This is a genomic window from Paraferrimonas haliotis (genome assembly GCF_002282895.1).
GTDB classification, from domain to species: Bacteria; Pseudomonadota; Gammaproteobacteria; order Enterobacterales; family Shewanellaceae; genus Paraferrimonas; species Paraferrimonas haliotis.
In genome coordinates, this window is the sequence record NZ_NRRB01000002.1 from 88,681 (window position 1) to 107,062 (window position 18,382).

The following is an 18,382-nucleotide window of genomic DNA, read 5'->3' on the forward strand; positions in this document are numbered from 1 at the left end:
GCGTTGTACTAATATTGCTTTTTGGCTTGTTGATGAACAAAGCATACGCCGACGACATGCCAGCGGAGCAAAAGCTGGCTTTGGCCTACTTAGATGCCTACAGCAAAAATGAGTTTTCAAAGGTAGAGCAGTATTACAGTCGCGAATCCATCTTCGAAGACAAAACGGCTAAACGCAAATACAAAGGCCGTTATCGCATCATCAATTTTCTAAAACGAGCTCGTTCAGGCATTTTGGAATCTCGCTTCCAAATTGACCATATGTTTAATTCAGGCTCTTTAGTGGTCGTCATTGGCAGCCAATATTATCGAGGTCCAGGCGAGCAATTTGGTAAACCCGGAAAAATTATTGAGCTGGCAATTCCTGGGGTCACCACCTTAACTCTAGACATGACTGAGAATCAGGTAAAAGAGCACATCGATTTACTGGATTATCAAACCATGACGGATCAGTTGTTAACACAATAATAACCACCTCTGATACCCACTCCACAAAAACCCTTAAATTTAACCAAATGCAAACATCGCGCTAAATAATTAATAACATAAGCGGCAAGAAATGGTTTTATTTGCGGTAAAGATCCGATAAGCCGTTATTTGCAGCGCCGCCAATGTTATATTTTGCAGCATAAAAATAACGATATTATTAAGACTTTCCTATGCTGAGATCACTCATTGTTGGAACCTTACTTGCCTGCTCAGTAAGTGCACATGCGAACAGCTATTGCGACAGTAGAAATACCTGCATTGACACTCACCAATGGCTTATAGGGGTTAATTTAGGTTATGGGGAAAAAGCCAACCCTATTAACGCAAAAGACGATATACCCATCTATGCCACGCCCAACTTCGCTTATTATGGCAAACGCTTTTTCGTGGAAGATTTGGACTTTGGTTACACCCTTGTAGAAGCAAAAGATTACAGCATCAATGCTGTTACGGCCTTGCCTGAAGATCGTGCCTATTTCCAACGCTGGGATCCAAGTAATATCTTTGTTTCCTTTAACAGTTTGACCGCCGGCAGCATTGCTAAGACCAACGCTTCAAACGACCTATCCAAAATGGATACGGAAAGCTTGGCCGATCGAGAGTTCACCGTCATGGCCGGCTTAGAAGGTCATTATTACCTCACTCAATCGCAAACCCTCTCAGCCCAAGTTGTCACCGACGCGTTAGGTGTTCACTCTGGCTCTCAAGCAACACTGGCATGGGCTACCAACCATTTTTGGCAGAACTGGATAATCGATGTTAGTGTCGCCGGCCAATGGAAAAACAAACAGTTCGCCAGCTACTACTATGGGGTTCGTCCAGATGAAGCCACTAGCGCTCACTTTATTTATCAGGCGGACGACGCCATTAATGGTTTAGCAACCCTCAACGCTCGCTATCGTCTCAACGAAAGCTGGCACTTGCTACTAGCCTATCAGTATCAATTGCTCGCTGACTCCATAAAAAATAGTCCTATTGTGGTGGACAGTGATACCAATAACTTCTTTCTAGGCGCCTCCTGGGCCTTGTAATGAACTACGCCTGGCCGATCATAAGCCTAATCACAACCTTTGCGCCAGCACCGGCAGCAGAGAACTCTTTAGTGCTTGCTCGGCTCAATGTAGAGCCTGCCCAATGTCAGCCCAAAACCATGGGTGGAACTTGTCATCAAGATATCAAGCTGATTTGGAATTTAAACAAAGCCACTGAAGTGTGCATCGAGAATGATCACCCAGAATTAGATAAGCACTGCTTTGTTGCTCAACCCAATGGCTCCATTGCGTTATCGGTAACAACCGACAAGCCGATTACCTTTATGCTCTTTGAGCAAAGCAGTCAACGAGCATTAGCCGGCGCACAGTTAGCCATTGGGGAAGCTCAGTCTTCTAACAAACGCCGACGTCATCGCAGTGGCTGGGGAATATTTTAGTCCGCAAGGATCACGCTTAAGCGTCACCAATGTCTTGGTCAAACATGGTCAGTTGCGCCTGGGAATCTGATTGGGTTGTCTGCTGAGTTTGTGCCGCAAGTGCGCGCGCTCGTTGAAAACGTTGTTTACACAAAGTAATTACGTGGCGCTTTTCTGAGTCCGTAAACTCCAACCAACGAAACCGTTCGTCTCGGCTGCGAGCGCAACCAATGCAGTAGCCGCGGTTATTGACTTTGCAAATTCCGCGGCATGGGCTGGGTATGTCGAAAAACTCGAGTTGATTCATAAAGTAGGTATAACAGATGTCGCTAAAAGTAGCGAGAATTGCTTACCAGCGCTTTCTAGGTTGATAGTCGCATTCTTTGCCCATATTTCTAGAAACCGCGCGACGAAAGTTGCTCCCGCTTAGAATTTTCCATTGACGCCAGGTTTCCGACGCCAAAATTCGACCTTCGCTGCTGTGCCAATGACCTTGATATAAGCCTTTAATTGCTGCAAGGCAATCCGGCGACTTGTCAGCCAGTGATTGTGCAAGCGCCAGCGCTGCTTCAAGCGGCTCATCAACCACTTGAGTGACCAAACCAAGCTCTAGGGCTTGCGGAGCAGTGATGAGCTCAGAAGACATGGTTATTTTCATGGCTTGATCTTGCCGCATAATCCCGCGAAGGGCGACTAAACCACTCATATCCGGTACTAAGCCCCATTTCGACTCCATGATGCTTAAGCTTGCCTCTGTGCTCGCAAGCCTAAAATCGCCGCCCAGTGCGATTTGCAAGCCACCGCCCCAACAGCGACCGTGTATGGCTACAATCACTGGCACTGGGATTTTTCGCCACGCATGCGCTGCCCGCTGAGCGAGGTTCGCGTGTCCAGGCCACCATTTGGTGAGTAGAGAAAACATTTGTGATTTTTGCTTCATGACACCGGCGACATCCAGTCCCGAACAAAAATCCGGTCCATCCCCAGCCAGAATGACCGCTCGAATGTCGCGATTACGCTTTAACTCCTTGGCCACCCCCGCGAGCTCTTTAAACATGGTTAGGTCGATGGCGTTTCGCTTATCTGGGCGGGCTAAATTGACGTGAGCCACTTGGTCACGAATGGAGACGGTTAAACGCTGATACTGAGTGGTCATAAGCTTTCATCCAATGAAAAGAGTTTGTTGAGTCGAGGCCAAACCTAAAAAAGGCACTGGGTGTTACCACCAAGTGCCATTGTTTCAGAGTCTTACAGAACTCTCAATAGATGTTGAGCGATTACTCAGTATCTGCCTCGCCATCTGGATCCATATAGTAGGTGCCCCAGCTGTCGTAATTAATCGATAATTTGTCGGCAAGCGCGATGAGTTTTTCACAATCTTGATTAAGTTTGGTTAACTCCAGTTTTTGTTCAATGATGACATCGAAGCAAAACAATTGTGCGCCATCATCCAATGCCAACTCTTCAGCATCGGTGACTTCAAAACCCAACTTAAACAACTCTACGGCCGCCTTTTCTAATACGCTGAATTGGTTACTCGAAAAGTGGTGCTCTATCGTGTACAGAGCATCAGGATCCGAACCATCCTCCAGTAAGAGTTCGATAATTTCGGCATTCTCTTGGCGTTGTTCCGCCAACAGTTGTTCTAAGCTCATGAGCCATTCTCCTTATCGATTGGCGGCTGTCTCTACTATTGCTGCTGTTCTAATGACCTGCTCATCAGCACTTTAGCTTCTGCACTGTTAGCTTCAAAGGACTTCACCATTTGCTCTCTAACGTCTTGTGCTAATTGTCGCACGTCTTCACGACCATAACCATCGGTCGCAATGGGGTTTAGCATTTCCACGATAACCACGCCATTATTCCAGCGGTTTAACTTGATATGACTTTGGCATGAGGCTACCACGGGGGTAACCGGAACTTTAGCTTGTAAAGCGGTATGAAAGGCACCGGTTTTAAAAGGCAAAATACCTCGCCCTCGGGAGCGTGTACCCTCAGGAAAAATCCATACCGACAGTCGGCTATTAGTGATTTTATCCGCAGTAGCGCCCATGGTTTTTACCGCCTTAGAGCGATTACCCCGATCAATTAAAATGTTACCCGTCAAATAGTACAACTGACCAAATAAAGGCATCCAAGCAAGGCTTTTTTTACCTAAGCTCACCGTTGCTGGCGGTACCGCTTTAGTCAGGGTAAATAGGTCGAAGTTGTTTTGATGATTGCCGGTATAGATGGTTGGCGAGCCACTGACATTCTCCATTCCCCGCAAAATAACTTTGATACCAAGAACAGGTGATACCCACGAAAACAATCGCGCAACCCTATGTACGTTGTTTCGATGACGAGGTCGAATCAACACCAACACACAGGTAAATAAGAAACCTAAAACCAAAAAAACGCCAAGTAAAATGGCGCGCACTAGCAACAACATAAAAGCCTCCCACGTTAGGGCGGAGGCCAGTATATCAGTGCTAATGCTTCTCAAAAAGCCCTTTTAGGGTACAAACGTATGCGGTTTGTGTGGTGGTTGCGCCCACTCTACACAACTAGGCCGATTCGCCCTCGCCAACCACCACTTGATCCACTCGCTGTAAACCTCGAGGCAGTTTAGCTCCACGGCGTCCACGCTCACCTCGGTAGTGATCCAAATCGGACGATTTAAGGGTTAGCTTACGTTTGCCGGCCCAAAGCGTAACTGCCGAGTCATTGGGTACAATCACAATGTGAGTCATCAGCTCTTCACGACTGGCCGCTGCGGCTCCGGGAATGCCAATGATTTTGTTGCCCTTGCCTTTTGCCAAGCGAGGTAAGGCCGACAGCGGAAATACCAGCATTCGACCTTCACTGGTTACCGCCAGTATGGAGTCGTCGGACTCAGACAACACAGACTGCGGCGTCAAAGCTCGGGCGCCTTTCGGTAAGCTTAATAGCGCTTTGCCGGCCTTGTTGCGGGACAACATGTCGCTGTACTTCGCCACAAAACCATAACCGGCATCGCTGCACAGCAAAAACAATTGCTCATCGGTTCCCATAATTAACTGTTCAACCGACTCCCCTGGCGCAATATTGAAGCGCCCAGTGATGGGCTCACCTTGGCTGCGAGCGGACGGCAATCCATGGGCTTCTAAGGCGAAAGCGCGCCCGCTGGAGTCAATAAACACCGCCTGTTGATTGGAGCGCCCTTTAGCCTGTGCAAGGAAGCTGTCGCCGGCTTTGTAGTTTAAGCTCTGGCCATCAACATCATGGCCTTTAGCGCAACGTATCCAGCCTTTTTCCGACAAAATAACCGTAACCGCTTCGCTAGGAATAAGCTCTTTCTCTGTTAAGGCTTTAGACTCTACTCGCTCCACCAAGGGTGAACGTCGTTCATCTCCGTAGCTTTCAGCATCTTTTTGTAGCTCTTTACGAACGAGAGTTTTTAAGCGACGCTCAGAGCTTAGTGTTAGCTCTAGCTTATCCCGCTCTTCCGCCAACTCGGCTTGCTCACCACGAATTTTGATTTCCTCGAGCTTGGCTAACTGGCGCAACTTGATTTCGAGAATCGCTTCCGCCTGTCGCTCAGAAAGGTTAAAGCGATCCATTAAGGCTTGTTTCGGATGATCTTCGCTTCGAATGATCTCGATGACCTCATCCAGATTCAAGAAGGCGATGAGTAGGCCGTCAAGAATATGGAGCCGCGCCAGCACTTTCTCAAGACGGTATTGCAAACGACGGGTTACCGTTTGGATTCGGTATTGATTCCACTCGGTAAGAATGGTTTTCAACCCTTTAACCTGGGGACGACCATTCAGGCCAATCATATTGAGGTTAATTCGATAGCTTTTCTCAAGGTCCGTTGTGGCAAACAGGTGTTGCATAACTGCATCGCAATCGACCCGATTCGAACGCGGAACCACCACCAAGCGAACCGGATTTTCATGATCAGATTCGTCTCTTAAATCGCTCACCATGGGTAGCTTTTTGGCTTGCATTTGGGCGGCAATTTGCTCAAGAATTTTAGCCCCACTGGCTTGATGAGGCAGCGCTGTGATAACAATTTCACCCGCTTCTACATCGTACACCGCTCGCGTTTTAATGGAGCCACGACCGGTTTCGTAAATTTTGCGGATATCGCTTTTAGGGGTAATGATTTCGGCCCGAGTCGGATAATCCGGCGCCGGCACCATTTCCATTAACTGATCCAAGTCAGTACTAGGTCGCTCTAACAGCTCACAACAAGCCGCGGCAATTTCCCGAGCGTTATGGGGTGGGATATCCGTCGCCATACCAACCGCAATACCGGTAATGCCGTTCAGCAAAATATGCGGCAAGCGAGCCGGCAACTGTAAAGGCTCTTTTAGGGTACCGTCAAAGTTCGGGCCCCATTCGACCGTGCCTTGACCCAGCTCAGAGAGCAACACTTCGGAAAATTTAGACAACTTAGCTTCGGTATAACGCATCGCCGCAAAACTCTTCGGGTCATCCGGTGCGCCCCAGTTTCCTTGGCCATTTACCAAGGGGTAACGATAGGAGAATGGTTGCGCCATGAGTACCATGGCCTCATAACAGGCGCTATCGCCATGGGGATGATACTTACCTAAGACGTCGCCGACCGTTCGGGCTGACTTCTTAGCTTTCGCGCCTGCGTTCAAGCCCAGCTCGCTCATGGCATAAATAATACGACGCTGTACCGGCTTTAAACCATCACCGATGTGAGGCAAGGCGCGGTCCATAATAACGTACATGGAGTAGTTCAAATAAGCGTCTTCAGTGAAGCGGCGTATGGGCAGTTGTTCTACCCCATCAAGACTTAGCTCAATGGCATCACTCATAATCCAGTTCCTTTATCTTAAATTCGTTGTTAAGCCAGCTCGGCAATATCGCCTTTCGACTCTAACCAAGTCTTGCGATCGCCACTGCGCTTTTTAGCCAAAAGCATATCCATAATGGCCATGGTTTGTTCTTGATCGTCTACCGTCAATTGAATTAAACGTCGGGTATTGGGGTCCATGGTGGTTTCCCGCAGTTGGCCGGGGTTCATTTCACCCAATCCTTTAAAGCGAGTGACCTGAATTTTACCTTTGCGCTTTTCCGCCTGAATTCTATCGAGAATGCCTTGCTTCTCTTCTTCATCGAGGGCATAAAACACCTCTTTACCTATGTCCACTCGATACAAGGGAGGCATCGCAACGTAAATGTGACCTGCTTCAACTAACGCACTAAAATGCTTAAGGAATAAGGCGCATAACAAGGTTGCAATGTGCAGCCCATCGGAATCCGCATCCGCTAAGATGCATATTTTGCCGTAGCGCAGTTCGCTAAAATCGTCCGAGTCTGGATCGCAGCCAATAGCGACCGAGATGTTATGAACTTCTTGAGACGCCAGCACCTGCGATGCATCGACTTCCCACGTGTTCAGAATTTTTCCACGCAACGGCATGATGGCTTGAAACTCTCGGTCGCGCGCTTGCTTAGCACTGCCCCCTGCTGAGTCCCCTTCCACCAAAAACAGCTCGGAGCGCATGGGTTCGCCTGAGGTGCAATCGGTGAGTTTGCCCGGAAGTGCCGGTCCTGAAGTGACTCGTTTACGCGCCACTTTCTTAGCACTTCGCAAGCGTTTTTGGGCGCTGTTAATGCACAAGTCAGCAATTAACTCCGCTTGATCTGTGTGTTCATTCAGCCACAAACTAAAGGCGTCTCTGACTACGCCAGAGACAAAGGCAGCGCACTGTCGCGACGATAACTTTTCTTTCGTTTGTCCTGCAAACTGTGGGTCTTGCATTTTCACTGACAACACGAAAGAGCATTTATCCCAGATGTCGTCCGGGGTCAGTTTCACCCCTCTTGGCAACAGGTTACGAAACTCGCAGAATTCTCGAATCGACTCTAACAGTCCCTGACGTAAGCCATTAACGTGCGTCCCCCCAAGCGGGGTAGGAATTAAGTTAACATAGCTTTCGGATAAGCTTTCACCGCCTTCTGGCAACCAAGTTACCGCCCAATCAACGGCTTCCTGTTTTGAGGCAAAACTGCCGGTAAAAGGTGATTCAGGTAATCGCTGCCAAGCCCCTAAACGGTCAACAAGATAGTCTTTCAATCCCTCTTTAAATAACCATTCTTGAGTCTCGCCATTTTGTTTATTAACGAACTTAATCGCTAATCCGGGGCATAAAACCGCTTTAGAACGCAGCAGATAGGTGAGTTTCGTCAGTGAAAAGTTCGCGGAATCGAAATAGCTTGAATCCGGCCAAAAGTGCACCGATGTTCCGGTATTGCGACGACCGCAAGTGCCGACAACGCTTAACTCTTCAACGCGGTCGCCGTTTTCGAATGCCATTTGATACACCTGACTGTCGCGACGAACATTTACTTCTACTCGCGTCGACAGGGCGTTCACTACTGAAATACCAACACCGTGCAAACCACCGGAAAACTCGTAGTTCTTATTTGAAAATTTACCACCAGCATGCAGCTTAGTTAAGATGAGCTCAACCCCAGGGATCCCTTCTTCAGGGTGGATATCCACCGGCATCCCACGCCCGTCATCAATCACTTCTAGAGAATTGTCTTTATGCAAGATGACTTCAATTTTTGTGGCGTGTCCGGCTAACGCTTCGTCAACACTGTTATCGATAACCTCTTGCCCAAGGTGATTCGGACGCGTGGTATCGGTGTACATGCCGGGACGACGTTTGACCGGTTCTAAACCGTTTAATACTTCAATTGCATCAGCGGTATATTGATTGCTCATGTGGTCTACTCTAGCTTGTGATAATGCGGCAGTTTTGTGACTGCCTTTTATAATTTATGGTGTATCGAGCGTTATTATTCGATTGCGTTAAGCTCTAAAAATTTGGCGATGGCGCTTAAATGGCGTTCATAACCTTGAAAACTATGATCCCCGCCAGGTTCTACAATAAGCTCTGCTGATTGATATTTCCACAGAGCTTGTCGATAATCCAGTACCTCATCGGCACTTTGCAGCAAAACTAAATAATTAGCCGGTTGTTCGACAACTTCGGTATCCATTTGCTTGAGCTGTTGCATATGCTCAGGCTTCACTTCAAACGCTTCTCCTGAATACGAGTTGACCTGTGTTCCAATATAATCTTCTAGCAATTCATACGGACGAACGGCGGGATTTACCAATACCGCTTTACCGCCGTATCGCTGACAAAGGTAATTGGATAAGTATCCACCAAGCGATGAACCAATAAACCTCAGTGGCTCACCCCGAGCAAGTTCCGACTCCACTATATCGCACAGTTGCTGTTGAACCTGCAAAGGCTCACTGCCTAACTGTGGGATGTGAACCCTTAACTTGGGAAAATGTTGAGTTACGAAAGCCAAGGTTTGTTGGGCTTTTAACGACTCTGGTGAACTTGCGAACCCGTGTAAATATAACAGCATCGTCCTGATAGTTTCTTCGCAATTGGCGTGTTAATTAGTAGCCTTGTGCAGCACTGTCGGGGATAAATCGAGCCCCTTCAAGGCGGTGAACTTGTGTATCGATGCTACCATCTGTGTGCAATTGCAGCAAACGATAACCCGGCTGCAGCGTATCAAGAGCAAAGTCGTGGCTGTTGGGCAAAAATTGCACGCAGGTTGACGGGCTTGCTAATAGGCGAATGCCGTTCTGGATCTGGTCGAAGGCTTGATGGATATGCCCCCAAAGAATGGCCTTAACCTGAGGGTAGCCACTTAACCGCTCTAAAAACTGAGGGCCGTCTTTGAGGCAATGTTGATCCAACCAATGACTCCCACTGAGTACAGGATTATGGTGCATCAGTAGCATTTGGTGATGGTCTTGCCCCGATTGCAGCCTTTGCTCGATCATTTCCAAGCGCTGTTGGCAAAACTCTCCGCCAGGTCGAGTACCGGACGTAGAGTTCAGCATGTGCAATTGCCAATTGCCCGCTTGCACTCGTGCTTGGTGATAGAAGTTATCAGCCACAACATGGCGTTCTAACATGCTTAGCTCATCGTGATTACCCGGCAGTAAAAATACCGGACAATCGAATACAGACAACGCCTCGGCGCAATGCTGGTAGGATTCCACTGAATAGTCTTGACTGATGTCACCTGTGATTACGACAAAATCGTAAACCTTGCCAATTGCGGCATTAATGACTGAAGTAAAACTATCCCAGGTTACAATACCGAGCAGATCTCTGGTTTTATCCGCAAACAAATGTGGATCAGTAATCTGCAACACATTTACTGTGCTGTGATGGTTTACTGAAACTGTTGTTAACGGCGTTTTCACGTACCTATCTACCCAACCTATCGACCTTGTGCGCCCTGCTCCGTTCGATGCATCGGTTGACGAAGCAGTTCTGCTAAGAAAATATTCTGCTGCAGCTTTTCGTCTCGTTGATGCATGGCAGCATTCGGATAATCATACACTGCCTTAAACTGAGAATTCTGTTGGCAACTTAACACTTCTGCTAATTGGGCGTCATGATAGACCCGAACCCTCATCACAAAGTCGGTAAAATACTTCCTTTTAGGTAATAACGGTGTGACTAAAACCGTTTCGGTATAACGACTAACTTCAGCTAATTCGAAACGTAGCCCTTTACCGGATTCCGGCCAATCAACGCTTTCCTTTACGTTCCATTGCACCGGCAGCACCCGAATTAGATCCAAGTAATTACGTGAACATAAGGTAAGAAAGCCCGACACATTAGGCTGATATTTAAAGTTTGAGCTTGTCATAATTCAATGCCAACCATTGCAAACCAATGATTGTAGCGCCATTAGTGATTTCGCCTTGTTGTAATTGCTGCAGAACCTGTTGCCGCGGTAACGCAAATACCCGAATGTCTTCATTCTCCTCAGCCAAGCCTGCGTGCTGTTGAATCGAGGTCGCATCAACGCTGGCGAAGTAAAGATGAAGCAGCTCGCTGCACCCACCTGGGCTGGGTAAGAACTTGCAGATAAACTGCAAACGCTGAGCCAGCAAGCCGGTTTCTTCGTGCAATTCACGGTGAGCTACATCCTCTGGCTGTTCATCGGTGTCAATCATACCGGCAACCAGTTCCACCAACCAAGGGGACGATACTTTATCTAGCGCCGGAAATCTGAGTTGTTCAATCAACACCACTTCATCGCGTACTGGATCGTAGGGTAACACCACTACCGCATCGCCTCGCTCAAAAACTTCACGCTCAACCTCATTACTCCAACCGCCTTGATACAACTGATGCACAAAACGATAACGACGCATCTTAAAAAAGCCGTCAAACACGGTTTCTTGATGACGAACAGAGAGGCTTTTATTAGCAAAAAATGTGGAATTTTTATTCCTCAACGTGACACTCCTCTCATATTTTTATTAAGCCGGTTCATTATCCAGTTGATGGTTAAACTGTGATCTTTAGAGGCAAATTAAAACCTGTTACAATTGTAAGTTGAACAAATAATTGTTAACTCAAGAAATTAGAGTAAGCTAACTAACAACGCTAATTTACACAGTTTTACGCCATTTGTAGTCAACTTAGGCGAGCAAGTAGTGTAAATTCATAATAATAGTTAACTTGTTCCATATCGACTCACAAGATAGACGTTTCTATCTACGAAGGATAGCTAATGAAATTCAAAATTCGCTCACTATGCGCATCTATCGCACTGTTGTCCGTGGCTGGCACAGCTAACGCTGATGACATTCTACAAATCTATCAGCAAGCGTTAGCCAGTGACCCGGTTGTCATTCAAGCCAAAGCCGATCGCGACCGCTTGTATGAGAGCATTACTGAAAATCGATCACCTTTGCTGCCTACGATTAGTGGAAACATTGGTTATGACAAAGCATGGGGAGACAATCAAGGTGGAAACTCTGGTTTCACCGGCGGATTACGTTTGAATCAGGTCATTTACGATCATGGAGCTTGGTTAAACCTGAGTTTGTCAGAAAAAACCGCCTCACAAGCGGATGCGACATACGCTGAAGCGCTTCAGACCCTTATCACCCGAGTATCCACGGCTTATTTTAACGTACTAGCGGCACAGGATACGGTGGAATTTAAGGAAGCGGAAAAACGAGCGATTGAAAGACAATTAGAGCAAACCAAGCAACGCTTTGCAGTGGGGCTTACGGCCATTACCGGTGTACATGAAGCTCAAGCCCAGTTCGATTTGGCTACCGCAGATTTAATTACCGCGCAAAATCAACTGGAAAACAGCTACGAAGCCCTTCGTGAAATTACCGGAATTGATCACGCTAACTTAAATGTTCTCGATACCGATCGGTTCTCCGCGGGTAAAACCACCCCATCCAGCAGTGCTGAATGGTTAACAATTGCTGAAGATTCCAATCTCGCTTTGTTGCAACGCCGTTTAGGTAAAGACATTGCAGAACAATCTATTTCTTTGGCGAAATCCGGGCATTTACCAAGTTTGAACTTCCAAGCCAACGCGACCACAGGTCAAGAGCGTAAATACGGCAACAACACCATTCCTCGTCCAGACAATTACAATGACCAAAATATTGCGGTTACTATGTCGATTCCGATTTTCGAAGGGATGCGGGTAAGTTCACAAGTTAAACAAGCTCAATATAACTATGTGATTGCCAGCGAAGCGTTAGAGCAGACTCATCGCCAAGTCGTGAAAAGCATTCGTTCAAACTTTAATACCGTAAATGCTACTGTTAGCTCGATTCGTGCTTACGAGCAATCGGTTATCTCAGCTGAAAGTGCGCTTAAAGCAACACAAGCAGGCTTTGAAGTAGGAACTCGTACCATTGTTGAAGTACTTAACCGTACACGAGACCTTTATAACTCGAAAACTCAGCTGTCCAACAGCCGTTATGCATACATTAACAGTATCTTGCAGCTTAAAGCGGCTGCCGGCACGCTCAATGAAGATGACGTAATCGCTGTGAACAATGGCCTTAAGCCTTTGCAGCAACAGCAACCGTAATATTTTATGAACGACAACAGAAAAGCCGCTTCAAATGAAGCGGCTTTTTTATATCAATAACCCGAATCGTCGAGAATCAAATTAGAAGTGCAGCTCGATGCCTGCAAAGGCACCTTTAAAATTAGTCTTAGCATTGACTGAGTCGAAACTGGTGTCTTCGAAGCCCATTTCTCGGTAGCCAACGCGAAGTTTATAATCCAGCGCTATGGTATCGAAAATCCAACCAACACCGCCTTGATAATCGTAGTTTTTACTACCGTCAGTCATTACATCAACAAAACCATAAAGACCAAATCCAGGCACTTTCACTTGACTGCGGGCATAGGCCATCGCAACACCACTGCTCAGATCTCGACTGTAACGCCGTCCGACTTCGTCGTCCGGTAAGATTGCAAAATCCGAATGAAAACGCTTGTAGGCGCCACCTAAATCCAATTCAATCAAATCGTTATCAAGCAATTCGTAGTATAAAATGAAATCCGTATTGGATAGATTGACATCCGCAGTAACGCCACCGGTAAAATCTTGACCGTCGAAGCGCATGTCTGCATTGTCAGCATAGCCTTTGGTTTCAATGCGGTTTTCACGAATCATGACATTGGGCAATATCGGCACCGGATGCTCTATCGCCAACCATAGACTCATTTGTGATTCAGAATCTGTTTCAAAGGTCTGGCGCGGTGTTCCGGCGTCGGCAAACGCCATTTCTGAGTCGGCTTTCCAATAGTCGCCACCGACCTTAAAACCAATAACATCAGCACTGGCTGACGCTGAGGAGAGCCCAAGACTGACAGCTAAAGCGGCATAACTTAGTTTTTTCATGTAACACTCTTTCCGTGATAGTTCTATTTAATGATAGTTCTGTTTAATAGCAATTCTGTTTAATGATTATGGTGATGATGCTCGTGAGAAGCTGATGCATCATTCAAGTCGGTAACTACCGCTTCAATGTCTCGAGTCGAGCCATCATCAAAGCTTAGTGTCATTGGTACCTTAGCGCCAAGTTTTAAGGGCGACGTTAACCCAATCAGCATGATGTGAAAGCCACCTGGCGATAATTCAACGCGAGCCATGGGGCGAATAAATATGTGATCGACTTGGGTCATTTTTATCACGCCGTCTTGCTCTGCCAAGGTATGCAGCTCGGCTTTTTCAGCGACTTTAGTAGTAACGCCAATTAGGCTTATCGGACGTTCTGAATGGTTCATGATGTCCAAATAAGCAGCCGTATTGGGTACCGACGGCGGTAACGCTCTTACCACCTCGTTGGTGATCATCAATTTTGCTTGGGCGGAGATTGCGAAGCAGCTAAATAGTAAGCCAAATGCTGTAGACAGTAGTTTATTCTTCATTAGGTTAGTTGCTCTTTGTTATCGTTATTTTTCGATAGCAGCATAACCTAATTCGATTGCAGCTTAAACCATCTTAACGGTGTCGATAGTGACTTTGCTGGTTTTCTGAGGGCATAAGTACAGCCAGTATTAAATAGCCAAGCGTTAGGCTTACCGGCTCAACGAGCATCGCACACATAAACACCACTCGAACCCAAAAGCGAGACCAGCCCCACTGATTGGCAAAGCCGCTTAACACTCCAGCTAACCAAGAATCTCGACTTGCTCGACGTATGCTGTTCATCATTCTTCTCCTAAGTTTCTAAAAAATGCGCCACGCTGGCCAACATGAAAAAGCTGATAACGGGCGCTATAAAAAGTGCAATCAGAAAGCTTGTTGAAATCATGGTTTACCACCGAGCGCTGTACTTTACTGGCGAATCGGTTTTGGCCTCGTCTTTTTTGGTATTGGCCAGTGGTAAGTCTGATTCAGTTTGAAAGCGTTCTAGCTGAACTTGAATCTGCTTTTTCAACTCTTGTTGTGAATGAGAAACAAACTCGGAAATGCCTTGTTGAATGTTAGATGACAACTGACGTTGAATTTCTTGAGTGTTCAATTCACTGGCATCTGCATTGGCACTTACAGCGGCTGTAAAGGCGGCGATAAAACCGATGGCGATGGTGGTTGCAGTACGTGTTTTCATGATATCTACCCTTTTTCGTTGTTTGATGATTTAGCTATCAAAGCTATTACAACCCTCGTGCCAACTTTTACAGAAAACCTTAACCTATTGATTAAATTGCATAATTAATCGCCAGGTGGGTACTGAGCATTTTGTACAAATAATACTCACAAACGCGCTTTAACCATTATTTGGTTAAATTAACTACTTTTTAAATCGGTAACATTGGTGCGTTGAGTTTCGCCTAATACTTACGGACGTCACCAAAACTCAAAAATTCTACTCTAGTTCACATTTTGCAGTTATAATCGCTGCGAATTACTGCGTTGCCCAACACAACATAAACAAAAACAAGCAATGCAGCCCCATCAAATCAATTGGAAACAGCGCTTATGTTTAACGCGAAGAATGTATTAGCGGCTGACTATCAAGCCGAAGACCTCGACTCACTATTTGCTCAAATCAGTGCCAATTATACTGTTGATGAAGACGCCTATTTAGCTCAGTTAATCGAAATGGTGCCAGGCGATAGCAATACCATAAGCCGAGTAACCACCAGCGCGCATGAATTGGTAGCGCAGGTGCGCCAATACGAGAAGAAAGGCATTATGGTTGGCGTTGACGCCTTTCTGCAAGAGTACAGTTTAGATACTCAAGAAGGCATTATTTTAATGTGCCTTGCCGAAGCACTGCTTAGAATTCCCGACGCCGCCACCGCCAACGCGCTTATTGAAGACAAACTGCAAGGTGCCGACTGGGAAGATCACATCAAGCAAAGTGACTCCACCTTGGTTAACGCCTCAACCTGGGGATTAATGCTCACGGGGAAAATCATTACCCTAGATAAGAAGATTGATGGCTCTCCTAATCATTTGCTTTCCCGTTTGGTTAACAAAATGGGCGAACCGGTTATTCGTAAAGCCATGTACGCTGCCATGAAAATCATGGGTAAACAGTTTGTGTTGGGGAGAGACATTGCAGAAGCCATGTCCAATAGCGAGAAAAATCGAAGCATCGGCTATACCCACTCCTACGATATGCTCGGTGAAGCAGCCCTGACCGCAGCCGATGCCGATAAGTATTTTAACGACTATGCCAATGCCATTCGAACCTTAGGCAGTGGACGTTACGATGAAGCGAAAGCCCCTCGCCCAACCATTTCAATTAAGCTATCGGCTTTGCATCCTCGCTATGAAGTTGCCAACGAAGATCGCGTATTAAGCGAGTTATACGCCAGTTTAATAGAGCTAGTAACCCTAGCTCGCAGCCTCAATGTCGGCATTTCTATCGATGCCGAAGAAGCGGATCGATTAGAACTGTCACTTAAACTCTTCAAAAAAGTATATTTAAGTGATGCGGCCAAAGGCTGGGATTTACTTGGTATTGTGGTGCAAGCTTATTCGAAACGCTGCTTGCCTGTGCTGGTTTGGCTCGCCCAACTTGGTAAACTTCATGGTGATGAAATTCCAGTACGCTTAGTTAAAGGCGCCTATTGGGACAGCGAAATTAAGTGGTGTCAGGTAGCGGGAGAACATGGCTACCCAGTCTTCACCCGCAAAGCGGGTACGGATATTTCCTATTTAGCCTGCGCTCGCTATCTGTTATCCGAACACACTAAAGGCGCGATTTATCCGCAGTTTGCCTCCCACAATGCTCAAACCGTGGCGGCAATTCAGGATATGGCTGGCGATCGTTTATACGAGTTCCAACGATTGCATGGCATGGGCCAGGAATTGTACGACACTCTACTGAAACATCAGCCTAACCAAAGGGTGAGAATTTATGCGCCCGTGGGAGCTCATAAAGATTTACTGCCCTATTTAGTCCGTAGACTGCTGGAAAATGGGGCGAATACCTCCTTTGTCTACAAGTTGGTAGACCCAAGTGTATCCATCGATAGCTTGGTTCAGCACCCACTGACAACCATAAAAGCGTATCCAAGCCTGAGTAACACCAAAATTCCGCTACCGCCGCATATTTTCGGCGAGGAGCGATTGAACTCGCAAGGGATGAATCTCAACATTGAGTCTGAATCACTGCCTTTCTTACAAGAGCTTAATACGTTTGCAACACAACAATGGCAGGCCGGGCCGCTCATTGACGGTGAAATCTACTCCGGAGAAGCCGCATCGGTTACGAGCCCATACGACCGTCGTCAAACGGTGGGAAGTGTGAGTTTTGCTGATCAAGCCATGGTTAATCGAGCCATTGAAAAGGCTAATCAAGCTTTTCCAGCATGGAACGCGACTTTAGTTTCTGAGCGTGCAGCCTGCTTGACTCGCCTTGCGGATCTGCTCGAGCAACATCGCGAAGAGCTCATTGCTTTATGTTCTCGAGAAGCTGGTAAAAGCGTTCAAGATGGCATTGATGAAGTTCGCGAAGCCGTCGACTTCCTTCGCTACTACGGTGCGCAATCACAACAATTGATGGCACCTCAAGTTATGCCGGGGCCCACGGGAGAACGCAACGAACTGCATGTACAAGGTCGCGGTGCATTTGTTTGCATCAGCCCCTGGAATTTCCCGCTCGCCATTTTCTTAGGGCAAGTAGCGGCGGCTTTGGCTACCGGTAACACGGTGCTTGCAAAACCTGCCGAGCAAACCAGTTTGGTGGCGTTTCGTGCGGTGCAGTTAGCCCACCAAGCAGGCATTCCAAAAGCGGCGTTGCAGCTTCTGCCGGGCAGCGGTGCAACGGTTGGGCACTGGCTAACCAGTGCCGAAAATATTGCCGGTGTGTGTTTTACCGGTTCGACCGCCACAGCGCGACTGATCAACCAAACCCTCGCCAATCGCCAAGGCGCAATTATTCCGTTAATTGCTGAAACCGGCGGTCAAAACGCCATGATTGTCGATTCCACCTCACTACCGGAGCAGGTTGTACAAGATGTGGTAGATTCATCCTTTACCTCAGCCGGTCAACGTTGTTCAGCGTGCCGAGTGATATTTGTTCAAGAAGATATCGCCGATCGCATCAGTGAACTGTTGGTGGGCGCTATGGAGCAATTGACGATTGGTGACCCTAATAGCATCAAGACCGACGTAGGTCCTGTTATTGATGAAAGTGCTCGAGATGGCCTACTGAAACACGGCGAATGGCTCAAGCAACACGCTAAAGTAATTGGCGAAATGACCTTACCACCATGTTGTGAAAACGGTACTTTTGTCGCCCCACTGGCGGCTGAAATCGATCACATTGGCGTGCTGGAAAAGGAACAGTTCGGCCCAATTTTGCACCTTATTCGCTATAAAGCCAGCGCTTTAGACGAGGTGATTGAACAGGTGAATGGTACTGGTTATGGATTAACTTTAGGCATTCATAGCCGTAACGAAGGCCATGCTCAACAATTGGCAGAGCGTATAAATGTGGGCAATGTTTACATTAACCGCAATCAAATAGGCGCTGTGGTTGGAGTACAACCTTTTGGCGGGCAAGGGTTAAGTGGTACCGGGCCCAAAGCCGGTGGACCACACTATTTAACTCGATTTATTACCGAAAAAACCTTTACCAATAACATTACTGCCATTGGTGGTAACGCAAGTCTATTAATTTTAGGCGATGGTTAACGACCAA

At 46.9% G+C, this 18,382-nt stretch carries 19 protein-coding genes; 5 read left to right on the forward strand and 14 right to left on the reverse strand.

Features of this window, described 5'->3' with window-relative positions; translation table 11 throughout:
• The first annotated feature begins 32 nt into the window (after positions 1-32).
• The 3 genes from CLC91_RS04285 (at position 33) to CLC91_RS04295 (ending at position 1,917) form a co-directional block, all read left to right on the forward strand.
• A complete protein-coding gene (locus tag CLC91_RS04285; protein WP_095498144.1) occupies positions 33-467 on the forward strand; it encodes an ester cyclase in 435 nt (144 codons plus the stop codon).
• Positions 468-658: 191 nt separating this feature from the next.
• The gene (locus tag CLC91_RS04290; RefSeq protein WP_095498035.1) at positions 659-1,519 is read left to right on the forward strand and encodes a MipA/OmpV family protein; all 861 of its coding nucleotides are present in this window, start codon (positions 659-661) and stop codon (positions 1,517-1,519) included.
• Positions 1,519-1,917: a DUF3019 domain-containing protein gene (locus tag CLC91_RS04295; protein WP_095498034.1), complete on the forward strand. Its 399-nt coding sequence runs from the start codon at positions 1,519-1,521 to the stop codon at positions 1,915-1,917. Before CLC91_RS04290 ends, CLC91_RS04295 begins: the two co-directional genes overlap by 1 nt.
• A gap of 16 nt (positions 1,918-1,933) precedes the next feature.
• Here the strand turns inward: CLC91_RS04295 and CLC91_RS04300 are convergent, their stop codons facing one another.
• The 10 genes from CLC91_RS04300 to CLC91_RS04345 all read right to left on the reverse strand — a co-directional run bounded on the left by CLC91_RS04300 (position 1,934) and on the right by CLC91_RS04345 (position 11,188).
• Positions 1,934-2,203, reverse strand: a complete 270-nt coding sequence (locus tag CLC91_RS04300; protein WP_095498033.1) for a DUF1289 domain-containing protein — start codon at positions 2,201-2,203, stop codon at positions 1,934-1,936.
• 42 nt (positions 2,204-2,245) lie between these two features.
• Entirely contained in the window at positions 2,246-3,052 is an 807-nt protein-coding gene (locus CLC91_RS04305) for a crotonase/enoyl-CoA hydratase family protein (RefSeq protein ID WP_095498032.1), read from the reverse strand.
• 121 nt (positions 3,053-3,173) lie between these two features.
• Positions 3,174-3,551, reverse strand: coding sequence for a ribonuclease E inhibitor RraB (gene rraB, locus CLC91_RS04310; protein WP_095498031.1), 378 nt, complete (start codon positions 3,549-3,551; stop codon positions 3,174-3,176).
• Positions 3,552-3,586: 35 nt separating this feature from the next.
• Positions 3,587-4,327 (reverse strand): 1-acylglycerol-3-phosphate O-acyltransferase, encoded by a 741-nt coding sequence (locus CLC91_RS04315; protein ID WP_095498030.1) that lies wholly within the window; start codon positions 4,325-4,327, stop codon positions 3,587-3,589.
• Positions 4,328-4,442: 115 nt separating this feature from the next.
• Entirely contained in the window at positions 4,443-6,707 is a 2,265-nt protein-coding gene (gene parC, locus CLC91_RS04320; protein WP_095498029.1) for a DNA topoisomerase IV subunit A, read from the reverse strand.
• A gap of 29 nt (positions 6,708-6,736) precedes the next feature.
• Complete coding sequence (parE, locus tag CLC91_RS04325; RefSeq protein ID WP_095498028.1) at positions 6,737-8,626, reverse strand: DNA topoisomerase IV subunit B; 1,890 nt, start codon at positions 8,624-8,626, stop codon at positions 6,737-6,739.
• A gap of 74 nt (positions 8,627-8,700) precedes the next feature.
• Positions 8,701-9,285 (reverse strand): YqiA/YcfP family alpha/beta fold hydrolase, encoded by a 585-nt coding sequence (locus CLC91_RS04330; protein WP_095498027.1) that lies wholly within the window; start codon positions 9,283-9,285, stop codon positions 8,701-8,703.
• A gap of 34 nt (positions 9,286-9,319) precedes the next feature.
• A complete protein-coding gene (cpdA, locus tag CLC91_RS04335) occupies positions 9,320-10,141 on the reverse strand; it encodes a 3',5'-cyclic-AMP phosphodiesterase (protein WP_158220693.1) in 822 nt (273 codons plus the stop codon).
• Positions 10,142-10,158: 17 nt separating this feature from the next.
• Entirely contained in the window at positions 10,159-10,593 is a 435-nt protein-coding gene (locus CLC91_RS04340; protein WP_095498025.1) for a DUF1249 domain-containing protein, read from the reverse strand.
• Complete coding sequence (locus CLC91_RS04345) at positions 10,574-11,188, reverse strand: NUDIX domain-containing protein (RefSeq protein ID WP_233132577.1); 615 nt, start codon at positions 11,186-11,188, stop codon at positions 10,574-10,576. The genes CLC91_RS04340 and CLC91_RS04345 overlap by 20 nt, the downstream gene beginning before the upstream one ends.
• 278 nt (positions 11,189-11,466) lie before the next feature.
• Here CLC91_RS04345 and tolC point away from each other — a divergent pair, with 278 nt between their 5' ends.
• Complete coding sequence (gene tolC / locus CLC91_RS04350) at positions 11,467-12,798, forward strand: outer membrane channel protein TolC (protein ID WP_095498024.1); 1,332 nt, start codon at positions 11,467-11,469, stop codon at positions 12,796-12,798.
• Between the two features lie 81 nt (positions 12,799-12,879).
• Here tolC and CLC91_RS04355 read toward each other — a convergent pair whose 3' ends face one another.
• The 4 genes from CLC91_RS04355 to CLC91_RS04370 all read right to left on the reverse strand — a co-directional run bounded on the left by CLC91_RS04355 (position 12,880) and on the right by CLC91_RS04370 (position 14,833).
• On the reverse strand, positions 12,880-13,620 hold the full coding sequence (locus tag CLC91_RS04355; protein ID WP_095500053.1) for a TIGR04219 family outer membrane beta-barrel protein: 741 nt from the start codon (positions 13,618-13,620) through the stop codon (positions 12,880-12,882).
• A 59-nt stretch (positions 13,621-13,679) separates the two neighbouring features.
• A complete protein-coding gene (locus tag CLC91_RS04360) occupies positions 13,680-14,150 on the reverse strand; it encodes a copper chaperone PCu(A)C (protein WP_095498022.1) in 471 nt (156 codons plus the stop codon).
• A 73-nt stretch (positions 14,151-14,223) separates the two neighbouring features.
• Positions 14,224-14,436: a PspC domain-containing protein gene (locus CLC91_RS04365; RefSeq protein WP_095498021.1), complete on the reverse strand. Its 213-nt coding sequence runs from the start codon at positions 14,434-14,436 to the stop codon at positions 14,224-14,226.
• A gap of 103 nt (positions 14,437-14,539) precedes the next feature.
• Entirely contained in the window at positions 14,540-14,833 is a 294-nt protein-coding gene (locus tag CLC91_RS04370; RefSeq protein WP_095498020.1) for a hypothetical protein, read from the reverse strand.
• Between the two features lie 371 nt (positions 14,834-15,204).
• On the opposite strand from CLC91_RS04370, the gene putA reads away from it, so the two are divergent.
• Positions 15,205-18,375: a bifunctional proline dehydrogenase/L-glutamate gamma-semialdehyde dehydrogenase PutA gene (gene putA, locus CLC91_RS04375; RefSeq protein ID WP_095500054.1), complete on the forward strand. Its 3,171-nt coding sequence runs from the start codon at positions 15,205-15,207 to the stop codon at positions 18,373-18,375.
• Positions 18,376-18,382: the final 7 nt, after the last annotated feature.